Annotated in this window: 14 protein-coding genes; 6 read left to right on the top strand and 8 right to left on the bottom strand. The window is 54.8% G+C overall.

Annotated features, from left to right (window positions below):
• Positions 1-282: 282 nt before the first annotated feature.
• The 8 genes from P5706_RS32995 to P5706_RS32960 all read right to left on the bottom strand — a co-directional run bounded on the left by P5706_RS32995 (position 283) and on the right by P5706_RS32960 (position 7,559).
• Complete coding sequence (locus P5706_RS32995; RefSeq protein ID WP_170036602.1) at positions 283-468, bottom strand: DUF3606 domain-containing protein; 186 nt, start codon at positions 466-468, stop codon at positions 283-285.
• Between the two features lie 798 nt (positions 469-1,266).
• The gene (locus tag P5706_RS32990; RefSeq protein WP_170036604.1) at positions 1,267-2,631 is read right to left on the bottom strand and encodes a sensor histidine kinase; all 1,365 of its coding nucleotides are present in this window, start codon (positions 2,629-2,631) and stop codon (positions 1,267-1,269) included.
• Positions 2,631-3,290: a response regulator gene (locus P5706_RS32985; RefSeq protein WP_170036606.1), complete on the bottom strand. Its 660-nt coding sequence runs from the start codon at positions 3,288-3,290 to the stop codon at positions 2,631-2,633. Before P5706_RS32985 ends, P5706_RS32990 begins: the two co-directional genes overlap by 1 nt.
• A gap of 12 nt (positions 3,291-3,302) precedes the next feature.
• A complete protein-coding gene (locus P5706_RS32980; RefSeq protein ID WP_170036608.1) occupies positions 3,303-3,947 on the bottom strand; it encodes a tetratricopeptide repeat protein in 645 nt (214 codons plus the stop codon).
• Positions 3,944-4,753 (bottom strand): SDR family oxidoreductase, encoded by an 810-nt coding sequence (locus P5706_RS32975; RefSeq protein WP_170036610.1) that lies wholly within the window; start codon positions 4,751-4,753, stop codon positions 3,944-3,946. Before P5706_RS32975 ends, P5706_RS32980 begins: the two co-directional genes overlap by 4 nt.
• Entirely contained in the window at positions 4,740-5,414 is a 675-nt protein-coding gene (locus tag P5706_RS32970) for an iron-containing redox enzyme family protein (RefSeq protein WP_285684686.1), read from the bottom strand. The genes P5706_RS32975 and P5706_RS32970 overlap by 14 nt, the downstream gene beginning before the upstream one ends.
• Complete coding sequence (locus P5706_RS32965) at positions 5,411-6,892, bottom strand: AMP-binding protein (protein WP_170036614.1); 1,482 nt, start codon at positions 6,890-6,892, stop codon at positions 5,411-5,413. Before P5706_RS32965 ends, P5706_RS32970 begins: the two co-directional genes overlap by 4 nt.
• Positions 6,882-7,559: a thermostable hemolysin gene (locus P5706_RS32960; protein ID WP_170036616.1), complete on the bottom strand. Its 678-nt coding sequence runs from the start codon at positions 7,557-7,559 to the stop codon at positions 6,882-6,884. The genes P5706_RS32965 and P5706_RS32960 overlap by 11 nt, the downstream gene beginning before the upstream one ends.
• A 188-nt stretch (positions 7,560-7,747) precedes the next feature.
• Here P5706_RS32960 and P5706_RS32955 point away from each other — a divergent pair, with 188 nt between their 5' ends.
• From P5706_RS32955 to P5706_RS32930, 6 genes are all read left to right on the top strand, one after another.
• Positions 7,748-8,296: a cytochrome b gene (locus P5706_RS32955; RefSeq protein WP_170036618.1), complete on the top strand. Its 549-nt coding sequence runs from the start codon at positions 7,748-7,750 to the stop codon at positions 8,294-8,296.
• A 1,040-nt stretch (positions 8,297-9,336) separates the two neighbouring features.
• Complete coding sequence (locus P5706_RS32950; RefSeq protein ID WP_285684681.1) at positions 9,337-9,849, top strand: toll/interleukin-1 receptor domain-containing protein; 513 nt, start codon at positions 9,337-9,339, stop codon at positions 9,847-9,849.
• 21 nt (positions 9,850-9,870) lie between these two features.
• Positions 9,871-10,368, top strand: a complete 498-nt coding sequence (locus tag P5706_RS32945) for a TIR domain-containing protein (protein WP_285684679.1) — start codon at positions 9,871-9,873, stop codon at positions 10,366-10,368.
• A gap of 57 nt (positions 10,369-10,425) precedes the next feature.
• Positions 10,426-11,850: an SIR2 family protein gene (locus P5706_RS32940; RefSeq protein ID WP_285684677.1), complete on the top strand. Its 1,425-nt coding sequence runs from the start codon at positions 10,426-10,428 to the stop codon at positions 11,848-11,850.
• A 264-nt stretch (positions 11,851-12,114) separates the two neighbouring features.
• A complete protein-coding gene (locus P5706_RS32935) occupies positions 12,115-12,525 on the top strand; it encodes an avidin-fold protein (RefSeq protein WP_285684674.1) in 411 nt (136 codons plus the stop codon).
• Positions 12,526-12,650: 125 nt separating this feature from the next.
• Entirely contained in the window at positions 12,651-14,171 is a 1,521-nt protein-coding gene (locus tag P5706_RS32930) for a class I adenylate-forming enzyme family protein (RefSeq protein WP_285684672.1), read from the top strand.
• The last annotated feature ends 53 nt before the right edge of the window (positions 14,172-14,224 follow it).

The following is a 14,224-nucleotide window of genomic DNA, read 5'->3' as shown; positions in this document are numbered from 1 at the left end:
CATGGGACATGGCGCCCTATGTTGGTGCAAAAAGAACATGTCGTTTTGGCCAACGTAGCGAGCACGGTTTTTCTCGATATGCAGAACATCACGGAAGCCATAGCTTGCCGCTATTACTGAGCGTGATAGGTCATATTTGGCTGATAACGCGGAGTTTGCTGCACAACCTTCTGTCGCCTTGGACACGCAGAATCCTCACCGGGCTAGTGAGTGGCATTGCTGACGCGCAACTGAAGTCTGTTTAGAGGCGCATTCACGTCTATCGATCGTAGTCTTGGATGGTTAGGCGTGCTGGGAGAGAGCGAAATGGCGCTTTACTGCCGTAAGTGAATTCCCCTCCTGGCGGACGGCAGCCCTGATCTTATCTTTAGTTACCCCGAACTTCACGGCCCAAAAACTGAGCTCGAACCCGTCGTTTATGTTGATTATGAGCGCATCGGTGTCAGCCACAGATTTTTGCTTTTTCATCGGACTTTCCTTGTCAGAGTTCATAGGTGACCTCTCAGGGTAGTTTGTGCAGACGAAGAAAGCTGAGGTTTTCTGAGATTTTTTTAGAAGCCCTTGATCGTAAGTCTTTGATTCTGGCAATCGGGGAATTCGGTCGCATCGATAGATGATAGCTCGGCAATCAGCGACATGATGGTGAAAACTGAAATCGCCATCGCTTTGAGCCGATATTGATAATTTACTCCATTTCGGAGTGACCGCCTCTTGTTCAGGCGGATCACATCCGGCGTATGAATGTAGACGAAACTGATTATCCTAGGCCCCATGGTCAATTTCCTACAGACACCCGATTAGGCAACTAGCTATTCTCCACTGAATAGATGCGCATAAGCGGAACCGAAGTCATGGGCGCGCAATGGATTGCTATTACTAGTATGTTGGCGGCGTCGTGGATAGTATTCATCGCGCTGATTATCGAGAGGTATCTCCTTTAATTTCTAAGAGCGTCCTCAAAATCTGGAATTTTTGAAATATGCTTGCGAGCCAAAGTTGGATAAACGCACCGATGCGCCCTTAACGTCGTAAACGCTTACGGTAACCTTTTCCAATAACGCCGCTTATGTTCAAAAGGCTCCTACACGTTAGCCCGGTGTGGGGGCCTTTTTTAATGGCTGCGGTAACCAGCGCTCCCTACACTGGCCTACCAGTGCCCCTTGTACTGGTAAGCGCATAACCTGCGCTATTTGGGACCTTGCCTCCTCGTACGATGTTTACCGGCTGTGCGAAACGAAATAATCATTTGATGCTTTGCCGTTATTCTTAGGCTGGAATTGATAACGTAGCCCTCAACCCCCCCTCGGCCCGGTTTACCAATTCAATACGACCGTTCAAGCGCATGGCGATTGTGTTGACGATGGTTAGCCCCAAACCGGCTCCTTGCGCCGTTCCACGGCTATAGAAACGCTCAAATAATCGCTCTCTACATGACTCATCAATTCCCGGCCCCTGGTCGTCGACGGTCAAATGACAGAAGCCATCGGCCTGGTTGAGTTGCACAGCGATTAACCCGTGTTCGGGAGAGAAATTGGCTGCGTTGGTGATTAGGTTGCTCAGCGCGATGTCGATGGCGGAGGGGTTGGCGAATACATAAAATGGCTGGTCGCTGACATCGAATATCAGTTCAAGGTTTTTGCTCAACAACCACGGTGTCAGTTGCACGAGACTATTACGCACGGTTTCGCAGAGGTCGATGCGCTGTAGCGGTGGCGGATTAGGTTGGGGTTCCAGTCGCGCCATGGTCAGTAACTGGTTGACCAGTCGGCTGGTTCGATCAACGCCTGAGATGAGGAATTCCAGCGATTCTCGACGTTCCTGCTCTGTGCCTGCCTCCAGTAGGTTTTGCGCGTGCACCCGCAGCACGGCGAGTGGCGTACGCATTTCGTGGGCAGCGTCGGCAATGAAGCGTCGTTCGCGGCCAAGCACTTCTTGAATCTGCGCGAGCATGCGGTTGAGCGCCGCCTGCATGGGCTCAAGTTCGCTGGGCAACGGTGTCAGTTGCAACGGCTCAAGTGAACCGCTGTGGCGGGCCCGCAGGGTCTCGGCCATGTTTGCCAAGGGCTTTAAGCCCCAGCCTATAGCGAGCCAGACCATCGCCGCGAGCAGTAAACTGCCGACGATGTTCGGCCATAGCGTATGGCGAACGATGCGATCGACCAGATCCGCGCGCACATCATCGCGCTCGCCAACCCAGATGCGCATGCCGTTTTGTGAGTCTTCAAGGAGGAAGGCGCGCCAATGACGATGGTTCAAATCCACCACATCACTGAAACCCGGTTGCGTCGGCGGTGAACTGAAGGACGGTGCACTGGCGGTGTGCACCAACACCTCCCCGCCAGGGCTCCATACCTGAAAAGCAATTTTCCGTTCGTATGGATGACCATCGCCGCGCGGCACCGCTTCGCCCAGTGCGGTATTGAAAGCCCGGTACAGTTCGGCGTGCTGCTTGCTCGCCAGCGGCATGCGCATCACGCCTTGCAATAAGCGCGCGTTCTGCGCCAGTTGAGCATCGTAAACCTCGGCAATTTCATGATTGCTATCGTGCAGATTGAAGAGGCTGAGCACCGCCAGACCGGCCAGCAGCAGGCCAATGATCAGCGTCAATGTACGGCGGCGGATCGAAGTCATCAGCGATCCTCCACTAGATAGCCCACACCCCGAATGGTGCGGATCAGCTCAGTGGAGAACTTTTTACGTAGGTGATGGATGTGCACTTCAAGCGTGTTACTTTCCGCTTCTTCACTCCAGCCATAGAGCAGTCGAATCAGCTGATCTCGAGTCATCACCCGACCCGGAGGTGAGAGCAGTTCATGCAGCAACTGATACTCCTTGGGCGTCAGTGCTACGGGAAGGCCCTTGTAGCTGACCTGCTGGGTACCGGGGTTGAGGATGATGCCGGCATGTTCGATCAGAGCTTGCGCGCGCCCGGCACTGCGCCGCAACAACGCTCGCAATCGCGCCTTGAGTTCGGCCAGGTCGAACGGTTTGATCAGGTAGTCGTCGGCACCGGCATCCAGCCCTGCGATGCGATCTTCGGTTGCATCGCGGGCGGTGAGAATCAACACCGGCAGGTTCGAGCCGCTGTCGCGCAGGCGCCGCAGTACTTCTAGACCGTCCATGCGTGGCAAGCCGAGATCCAGCACAGCGACATCGAACGTTTCGCTGAGCAGGGCATGCAGCGCGCTGCTGCCGTCCTTGAGCCAATCGACGGTGTATCCTTCGCGCCCCAGCGCTTGATGGATGCCTTCACCTAGCGCCACATCATCCTCAATCAGTAATACACGCACGAGGACTCCTGGTCAGTCGGTTTTCTTGTTGACGTCTACCAGCAGAGTGGCGATCTCTTTGCGGCGTCCGGCATCTGCCGTTTCACGGCCGGGACGCGGCGCCGCTTGCTGGGCTTTTTGCAGCGCTGCTTTTGCTTCAGCGTAGCGTTTCTGACGGTAGAGGTGATCGCCCCAGAAGTACAGGCTGTCGATGCCGTCGGGGTTGAGTTGCAGCGCCTGCTTGAGCAACTGTTCAGCTTTGTCGCTATCGCCGAAACTGATGGGCCAGCCGGGCACACGATCATACAGCGCCGCCAGGCTGGTATAGGCCGAGCCTTGCAGAGCCTTGGGGTTGAGGGTTAGGGACTTCTCCAGGTCGGCCTTGGCTTCCTTGGCTTTTCCCAGCGCTCCGAGTCCGCCTTCGGCACCGGCCCAGCTGCTGGTGACAATGCCTTTCCAGATCCAGGCTTCGGCCACCGCCGGGCGCTGCGCAGTGAACGCCTGAGTTTCGCTGGACAACTGCTCGAACGCGGCGGCGCGCTGTTTTTCAGCCACTTCATATTGGATGTGCGCCCAGGTTTGTTGAATGCTGCTCAGGCGTTGCTGGTCGGCGGCCTCCAGCGCCCAGACGCTTTGGCTGAGGGTTGCGATCAACAGGCACGCGAAGATTTTTTTCATGGTTTGAGGGTCTCGTTCTCGGGTTTTTCGCTGAAGCGACGGATCAGGGGCAACTGCTTGCGCAGACCTCGATCGACCAGTTGCGGCAGTAGATTGTTTAGGCGCACGAAGAAGCGCTCGGGCCATCCCAGATACAGGTCGCGGCGGTCCCCGGCAATCGCGTGGATCACCGCCGAGGCCACGGTTTGCGGATCATCGACGTTGGCCTTAAGCGCATCGTTCAGGGCTTGCGCCGTCACGCTGTTCATCGACGTGCGGGTGGCCCGCGGTGCGACGTAGAGCACGCTGACCCGGGTGTCGGCCAGCTCTCGGCGCAACGCTTCGGAGAATCCGCGCAGGGCAAACTTCGTCGCGCAATAGCTGGCGTAACCGGCATAGCCGATCGAACCATAGGTCGAGCCGACGTTGACTACCATGGCGCTATCGGCCTGCTTGAGTAGCGGCAGCAATAGCTTGGTCAGGCAAATCGGCGCGTTGATATTCAACGCGAGCATCGCATTGATATCACTGTCGTCGAGCTGTTCGAGCATGGCGAAGTGATTCACCCCAGCAGCGTTGATCAACAGATTGACTCCGCCAATTTCTTCGGCGGCGGCGAGTACTTTGCGTTGGTCGCTTGGCAGTGTCAGGTCAGCTGCGACCCAGCACAGGGCCTCAGGGTAGCGTTTGAGCAGCGGGGCCAAGGCTTCCTGATGCCGCGCCACGGCCAATACTCGCGCACCGGCGGCGCACAAGGCTTCGGCGATAGCCATGCCGATTCCGCCACTGGCACCGGTCAAGACCACGCGCGCGTTACGCAGCTGCATGTTCAATCTCCGCGTCACGAGGCAGGCTGCGAAACATGTCGGTGTACAGTCGGTAAACGACTTTTGAAGCATGAATCACTGCCGCTTGATCCTCAGGATCTTCCAGCTGGTTCATCAGGCGGCGATAGGTTTGCATGTGTTCGATGTCGAGCGAACCGTGAGAACTCAGGTAACTGAAGGCGGTTTCCGGCAACGCCAGGCGCTCCCGAATGCTCCCTGCCGCGTGTGTGGCCAGGGCGATGCTGGTGCCTTCGAGGACATTGACCATGCCGAACAGACCCACCGGGTTGCCTCTGGCGATCAGGTCATAAAGGAAGCTCACCATCAGCTCAATCGGCAGCGAAGGCTGACCATCATGCACGGCCTTGCGATCACCTCCGCAGGCTGCGATGTCGTTGAGCACCCACTGTTCGTGGCCGTATTCGTCTTCGATGTACTCGCACACCGCTTTGCGTAGCCATTCCAGACGTGTGGGCAAACGTGCGCCGCACTCCATCATCAACGGCACCGTGTGGCGCACGTGATAGTAGGCCTGTGCGAGAAAAGCCCGATAGCTATCGAGGCTGACCTTACCGTGCAACGCATCGAGGATGATCGGCAGATTGAACAGCTCGTGGCGTTCATGCTGTGTGGCTTCTTGCAGGGTGTCGAAAAAACTCATGATGCGGCTTCCTCTCGGACAACGGATTCGGTCAATTGGGCGTGGTATTGCGCGACAATGGCATCGCGGCGTGGGCGGCCATTGGCGGTTAGAAAGCCATTGGCGGCGGTGAAGGGGTGCTGCAGGCGCGTCCACTGATGCACTTGGGCGTAATCGGGCAGCGCCTCGTTGGCTTCGGCGACGGCAGCGGCTAGTTCGGCATCGGTGCAGTCCGGGCGATGCGGCCAGAGCAGGGCGTGATTGCGCGGCAAGGACTCGCCGTAAACAAACGCCTGGGCGATGTGGCGGCGCTGGGTCAGCTCGGACTCGACCCATTCCGGGTTGACGTTGCGCCCGTAACTGGTGACGAACTGATGCTTCTTGCGGCCCTTGAGATAAAGAAAACCTTCCGGGTCGAACTCGCCCAGGTCGCCGCTCGGCCACCACTCATCGGCGTACGGTGCGTCTCCTAGATAGCCGAGCAACGTCGAGCCCTTGATTAGCACTTCACCGTCTTCGGCCAACCGCACTTCGACATGGGGCAGCGGTCGACCGACACTGCCGGGTCGGAGTGCGCCGGGGCGGTTGAGGCACACCACTGACGCGCATTCGGACAAACCGTAACCTTCAAAAACTGGTAAGCCGACCCGTTGCGCACGGTCCAGCAAATCTTTGGAAACTCGTGCACCACCGACCGCAGCAAAGCGCAGAGTTTGCGGGGCGAAGGCTTTCTGTTCGGCGGCGCTGACTAGCATCAGTAACAGCTGTGGCACCAGAATAAGGCTATGCGGCGCACGCCCGGCGAGATAACCGAGCAGGTGCGGGACATCGACGCCACTGGCGCCCTGAATGCCGAGGGTTTTCTGGCTCGGCAAACTGAGCATCGCACCGGCATACAGCGCGGCATAACAGCCTAGGTTCTCCAGCAGTATCGCCAACGGTAGTAGCGCCAAGTGATGCTGCGGCCGGGTGGTTTCGCTCGCCTGATCCAGCTCTCGTGCGACCCGCAGCAAGCTGTCGGCACTCAGGCAAACACCTTTCGGCGTGCCGGTGGTGCCAGATGTGAAGGTCAGTTTGGCGGTGCCCATCGGCATGCGTCTTTGACTGCTGAAGGTGCGACACCAGAACTCGCCACGTTGCTCATAGCCGGCAGCGCGCAGTTCGGGTTCCAGCTCCGGTTCGGCAATCACGCGTTCGGCCTGACTCTGCTCCAGACAATGGGCGCGTTGTGCTGAGCTGAAAAACGGCGGTAGCGTTACGCAGGTCAACCCTTCGAACAATACCGCCAGATCCCAGAGCATTGCGTCGACGCCGTTGTCCAGCGCCAGGGCGACGACTTGCACCTGCTCATCGCGCAGGCGCTCCTGGCGATACAGCACTTCTGCATACAGGGTGGCGTAATCGAGTTTCAGCGTATCGCCCCACAGCGCGGTCGCGCTGTCATTGCGCCGGGCATGCTCGCGCAAGGTTTCCTGAAAGCGTTGCAGTTCAAGCGACATGGCAGGCTCCTTCAATCGGGGTCGGCAAGCCCAGGCGGCTGAACAGGCCGATATTGCGTAGGTGGACGAACCCGGCGCGGATGTCGCCGACGTGCACCCAGGGTTTGCTCTCGTAATAACTGCCCCAATGTTGACGCTCGTCACCCAGTCGATCCGGATCTGCGGCGCACAATGTCACGGGTTTCAGGCCGAGACGACGGAAGCTGTTGACCAGTCCGATATTGCCGGTGAACGTCACCCATTCCAGGCCACCCATGGCCAGCAGATAGGTGATGGCGATGATGCTCAGGCGCGCGCTGCCGGTGTCGCTAGCCGCCAGATTGCCAACCTCGACAATGGCATTTCGGTCTACCGAGTGATCAGCGGCCGCGCTAATCAATGGCTCGATCGGCTCGTCCAGATACCGCTCCAGAAATAGCGGTTCAAGGTGCGCGCGACGCACACCGGCCACTGCGCACAACTGGCCCTCACCGTTGTGCATGCCGAACAGCTCGGGCATGAAGTGGCGGATATCGGCGCCGTGGGCCTTTCGGAAACGTTGCTGGATAAAGGCTTCGAGCTTCTCTCGCAAAGCGTCATCCGGCAACGCAGCTGTCAGGGTCAACGGCCGCGTTTCAGCTTGGCCGAAATACAACGGCAGGGGTATGTTCCAGTCAAAATCGGGCATGGGCCGAACGCCTCCCTCAATGGGTTTGAGCGAAGTATCCAAGCCATTTCTTAACGAAGTCTGAAGGTGAAAGAAGGTTAACCTGAGAGTCAATCTTCAGACTCTCTTAAGACAGGACGAGCAGTGTTACGCAGCCGGTTCAAGGCAACCGGTTCAACGTTCCTCTCAACAATCAAGAGACGCTTCTTATGACCAGCGACACCGCCGTAACCCGATTTGGAAAACTTTCAATAACCCTGCACTGGCTGATGCTGGCCCTGTTCGTCGGGGTATATGCCTGTGTTGAAATCAAGGGTTATCTGCCCAAAGGCAGCGAAGCACGGGGTTTGCTCATGGGCTTTCACGGCTTGTTTGGTACAAGCATCTTCGCCCTGGTGTGGGTTCGCCTGGTCGGGCGCTTGAGCCCACGACCACCGATAACCCCAAAACCACCGGTATGGCAGACAGCTATCGCGCATCTGACACACCTTTCGCTGTACGGGCTGATGATCGCAACGCCCATCCTTGCTTGGCTGATGCTCGCAGCTGGCGATAAGCCGTTCCCGTACTTTGGCTTTCACGTGCCGGCACCGGTAGCCATTGCCCCAGACTTCGCAAAACAGCTCAAGTACTGGCATGAGCTGGTTGGCACTACAGGGTATTGGTTGATTGGTTTGCACGCGGTGGCGGGGCTGTTTCATCACTATTGGATGAAGGACAATACGCTGGAAAGGATGTTGTTTGAGCGAAATTCATGAAGGACAGCTATTGGCCGATTCTGTTGAAAAAGTCGGCTTCGAATTCCACGGCAGAAAAGTACGCGCCTGAGATTGAAATCTGAGTTTTGCGCAGAAGGTTCAGGAGTCGGATTTCACGTAGCAGCGTGCAAAAGAGATGTTTTCATCCATCAATATTCGAGCGTTTTGGGTAAGCCGACTTTTTCAACAGAATCGGCCGTTTTTTGCCGGTCAAGGCCACTCAGTATTCTGGTCAACTCCGATGCAAACGACTGGTCAAGTCGAATGCAAATGGGTGGTCAAGTCCACGCAACTACGCAGCGGTTGCAGCTAACCAAGCACCATCACAGTGTGGCTACTCGTTAGGTGTGCCCACGGTGTCAAAATATATTGTTGAAAATCAGGGTTGGTTTAGTCAGATTGACTGGTAGGTGTCAAAATATTCGATCAGCCGGCGCACTCTGTTGAGCCGTCTACCCCAGTGTTTACTGAGCTGTTGGTGTCAAAATATTTTGTTGAGCACCAGCTCATGGTTTCAGACAATAGATTTTGAAAAAATGCCTTAAGCCCCTGATTTTAGGGGTTTTTTCTTTTTCATGGCCTCCACTATATGTCCGATTTTGGTTTGTGATCTTGCCGAAGGTTTAGTCTGGTATCGACGATCATTTCCCTTTTAGGCGCGGAGCCTTGCCGACCTCCGAGATAGTCAATATAGGAGAGTTTCGGGGTAGCCTCCCCGAATTGATGACCTATTTCGGACGCGTGTATGAATCGATTTCGCGGACATCACTTCCGTGTAGTGCTTAGGCTCTAGCTCGAGACTGCTAGTTCTCCTGAACGTGGCGCACCGCTTAGGGGCCGACGAGTCACCAGACAAACCTGATCTTAAGATTTTGTGTTTGAAAATATTACAAGCTCTGAAGCGCCATTTACACAGGGGCATTCCTGTTAGAGGAGACTGAAAACACTGTCGCCCAAAATTTGACGCCTACTTTAATACTATTGAAAATCCTCAAAATAAGTGATATCAAAATAAGATCACACAGGACGAGTGCTCAATCTTGATTACAACGGACTCTCTACGTAGCGCATCTTACCGGCGTTCACAGTTCAATACGCAAGCTAGATCGATTCAGCAAGCAAAGAATCTTGGGCAATCAACCATTTTTTTGTGCCATAGCCATAAAGACCAGAATCTCGCTTTAGGCTTTGCGCAATTGCTGCAAGATGCTGGCTGTAAGGTTTACATAGATTGGCTAGATGCCGACATGCCCGAGCGGCCAAATAGAGATACCGCTACGCGAATTCAACACCAAATTAAGGAGAATGATTATTTCGTATATTTGGCTACGGAAAATTCGTCCCGCTCCCGTTGGTGTCCTTGGGAAATCGGTTTTGCCGATGGTGTCAAACTTAACGACAAAATAGTGATCGTACCGACTCAGGATACTCGCGGCACTTACGGGCAAGAATATTTGGATCTCTATCGTCGTGTTGACGTCGCCTCTGACGGGCAGTTGGCATTGTTTGATCCCAATATGAAGAATGGGCGTTATGCCCGAACTGTTTGGTAACCACTCGTAAAGGAAGATGTGATGGCTCGTAAGTGTTTTTTCAGTTTCCATTATAAGCCTGATAGCTGGCGGGCAAGCACGATTCGCAGTATTGGCGCGATTGAAGGCAATCAGCCGGCACTCGATAACGATTGGGAGAAAGTGACCGAGGGCGGTGATGGAGAGATTCAGAAATGGATTGACTCTCAGATGAAAGGTCGCACTTGCACAATTGTCTTGATTGGTTCGAACACAGCTAAGCGGAAATGGATCGATTACGAAATCAAAAAAGCTTGGTCTAATAAGATGGGGGTGCTAGGTATCTACGTCCATGGCATTAAGGATTCTGGAGAGAAGACCTCTAGCCAAGGTGCCGACCCATTTGCTCACTTCACTCTGGGCGATGACAAGAAGGAACTTTCTTCTATTGTACAGATTTATAATCCAATCGGTACTGATAGCAAAGCGAGATACAACTATATTTCTGAGAATATTGATAGCTGGATCGAAAAAGCGATCGAAACTCGTAATAAATATTAATTTTTAATAGCGCCGCTTATTGCTTTGCAGTAAGCGGCTTTCTTATGGGTGCAGACTATGAAATTCACTGGTGAGATAAATAGTTTTATTCGGGACTTTGTCAAAGATTTAACTGGAAATAACGCCGCAATTTTTGCAGGTGCGGGTCTATCTAAGTCTTCAGGGCATGTGAACTGGAAAGAGTTGTTAACAGATATTGCAGAGGAGCTTGAACTAAAGATTGATCTAGAAAGTGACTTGATTTCTCTGGCTCAATATCACGTAAATAAAACTAAGGGGCCTGCAAAACTGACCCGGAAGATTGTTGAAGAGTTTTCCCATCAGGCTGAGCCTTCTGATAATCACAAAATATTAGCTCGTCTTCCGATAAGGACCTATTGGACGACCAACTACGATAGCCTCATTGAGGACTCTCTGAAGCAGGCCTACAAGGTCGCAGATGTGAAATACAAATTGAGCCAGCTGAACGTCACTCGCCCGAAAAGAGACGCTGTCGTATACAAAATGCACGGCTGTGTGTCGGATGCTGCGAACGCCATCCTCTACAAGCAGCAGTATGAGACATACTACCGAGATTACGCGCCCTTCGTCACAGCTCTCAGTGGTGATTTGGTCTCAAAGACCTTCCTTTTCATTGGTTTCAGTTTCACGGATCCTAACTTGGATTACGTACTCAGCCGTCTTCATACATCCACAATCCGGACCCACTATTGCTTCGTGAAACGAGAGGACGTGGATTCTGATGAGGACGAAGAGATTCAACTGTACAAAAGACGGAAACAAGATTTCCGTGTTGAAGACCTGCGAAGGTACGGCATTCAACCGCTCTTGGTGGATAAGTACTCGGACATTACTGAAATTCTCAAGGAAATCGAACGACGATATCTAAAAAAGACCGTTTTTATTTCCGGCAGCGCCGAAGACTATGGAGATTGGGGGAAGGAGCAATCCCTTAAATTCATTCATACCCTGTCATCCGAGCTTGTATTTAAAGATCGCAGGATTGTGAACGGGTTCGGCTGGGGCGTCGGTAGCGCTGTGATCAATGGCGCTCTAGACGCGATATATCAGCATCCGGAGAAGTATTCCGAAGATCAATTGGTTATGCGCCCCTTTCCGCAATTCCCGAGCTCCAAACAGGATCTAAGCGTTTTATGGGAAGAGTACCGCCAGAGAATGATTGGCTTGGCAGGAGTGAGCATTTTTGTATTTGGCAATAAGATAGAAGACGGTCAGTTGGTCGTGGCCGGGGGCGTGATTCGCGAAGCAGAGATAGCCATAGAGCAGGGTCGCATCTTGATCCCGGTGGCTTGTACGGGTTTCGCTGCCAAAGCGGTCTATAACATGGTTAAGACAAGGCCTGAACTTTATGAGGCTCATAAATGGCTCATAGCTGTTATAGATGAACTCTCCGATCCGTCACTTGGGTGGCCTGAAGCCGTGAAAAAAATTGCCGATGCGATCGTCAGGTTGGATAGATAATAGCTACGGCGGGTTAAGAGACAAAGGCTCCTTTTGGGAGCCTTCGTTGGTGGGTTGCCGTCACAGCGTCAACGTTAGCTCTCGACAAGAGTTGTCAAAATATATTGTTGAAACCCGTTTAGCTCTGTTGAGATCAACCGCTAGGTGTCAAAATATTAATCCTGCTGGCATGGTCTGCTACCTCGATTATCGCCTGAACTCATTGACCTCTTGGTGTCAAAATATATTGTTTTTCACCACTCGGGTCTCCAGGTTGCTGTCGAAATGGACCTCGTCATACGAAAGGATTCGGTTTTGAAGCAAACTCCCTTTTCAACGATCCGCGAGCGTTTGAACAATCGCAGGTTCGCTGTCGCCAACAACACCCACGGGCTTTCCGGCTCCGGCACGATATTTCATTACCTGGTCGAGGGTGACGCTATTACCGGCACTTACCAAGGCGGCCGAATCCACCTTGGGCAGCAGGTCGGGCGCGTGACAGGCCCAAATTCCATCGAGCTTCTGTTCCAGTGCCTGACCACGCAAGGAGAGCTCCTGGCCGGCTGGTCCCGTGGCACTGTCGGCATCGACGACGTCGGGCGTACTACGCTGGACTTCGAGTGGGGCTGGCTGTCGGGTGCGACCGGCGGCGGCAAATCCAGCTATGTCGAACTCACAGCATCAGAACTCCGGTAGCCGGGGTTTTTCTGCGCGCAATGTGAACGTAACCGAACCTTCACGAAATAAATCCGTACTTCCAGGTGTTCCCTTTGGGATAGAGCGCTAAGGCGCGAGTGGTACTAGCCCCCTGGAAGACGATCATGCTGACCTGTTTCGAACCCGCTGAAGCCCAGTCTCCTTCGCAGACACCTTTGCACGCACTGTTCCATCATGCCGCCGAGCGGCCCAACGCCGTTGCCCTGATTGCCGACGGCGACATCTGGTCCTATCACCGCCTGGTCACTGAAGTGGTGCGCCTGAGCGATGGGCTCAAGCGGGCGGGCATTGAGCCGGGTGATCGGGTTGTCATGCTGGTGCGGACCTCGCCGCTGTACGCGGTTTTCCTGTTTGCCGCGATGATGAGCGGGGCGATCATGGTGCCGCTCAAGTGTGAATTCACCGCCCGTGAACTGGATGAGTTTCTGGGGTGGCTGCGGCCGAAATTGTTTATCCATGAGGCGGACCTGCAACCGGTTGTTTCGCAGATAGACAACACGTTACTTGAGCGTACGCGCACTTTTACCAGCACCCATTGGCACGCGCTGTTGGGCGAAGGCAGCCGCCAGCAGGCGAAAGTACCGGCCGACATCGACTCCACGTGCCTGTTGCTGGCGACTTCCGGCACCACCGGCATGCCCAAACTGGTGGCCTATAACCAGCGGGCGATTTCCCACGTTATCGGTGCATTGAGCACGTGGAAGCTGGATGCGGATGCCTGCACCATCGGCAGCACGCCGGTGGCCCATGTCTCCGGTTCGTTTATGTTGTTGGCGACGGTTATCCGTGGCTGTCAGGAGGTCATGCTCAGTCGCTTCGACGCCGACAGACTTCTCGATGCTATTGAGCTAGAAGGCGGCACTACGGTGTTTATCGCGCCGTTTATCTGCCAACCGCTGGTGGACGCCCAGCGCAAACGTGCGCGCGACCTCAGCTCGTTGCGGGTGTGCGGCATCGGTGGCGACGCGTGCCGGCCCGCGGTTGCCGAGACCTTCCAAAGCACTTTCGACGTGCGACTGAGCAATGCCTATGGCTTGACGGAATGCCTGGGCAGCACGGCCTTCGGTTCGGCCTGGGACACCCTGAACCTGGTGCCCGGCCATGCACGCCTGGTGGGTGCCGACGGTATCGAAGTGACCCCAGGCACAGTAGGCGAACTGCAAGTGCGCGGCCCCAACCTCAGCCTCGGTTACTGGACCGGCCCCGGCGACATCATCAGCCATAGCCCCAAAGGCTGGTTCGCATCTGGCGACCTGATGCGCCAGGAGCCCGGCGGCGAATACCGATTTGTCGGACGCTGCAAGGACCAGATCGTCTGCTTCACCGACAAGGTTTCCCCGGTGGAAGTGGAAAACCAACTGATCCTGCACCCGGCGGTCGCAGATGCCGCGGTGGCAGGTGCGCCGGATTGCGAAGCGGGTCAGCGCGTGGTTGTACTGGTCAAGCTGGCACCCGAAGCAGCGGGCACCTCGGCGGAGGACATTCTCGCCTGGCTGCGAACGCGCCTGGCACCGTTCAAGTTGCCTCAGCGAATCGTGCTGAGTGACGTCATCCCGCGTAATGCGTTGGGCAAGGTGGTGCGTAATGAGGTAATACGTATGGCATTGAATGCAGATTTTTCCTAGATTAAAAAATAGGAAAAAATATCGGAAAAATAAATCTGAATATCGGTGTTAAA

Origin of the sequence: Pseudomonas sp. ChxA, assembly GCF_030263855.1 — a bacterium.
GTDB lineage: Bacteria > Pseudomonadota > Gammaproteobacteria > Pseudomonadales > Pseudomonadaceae > Aquipseudomonas > Aquipseudomonas fluorescens_CB.
Note: the sequence above shows the minus strand (reverse complement) of the source record. Positions and strands in the feature narration are given on the sequence as shown.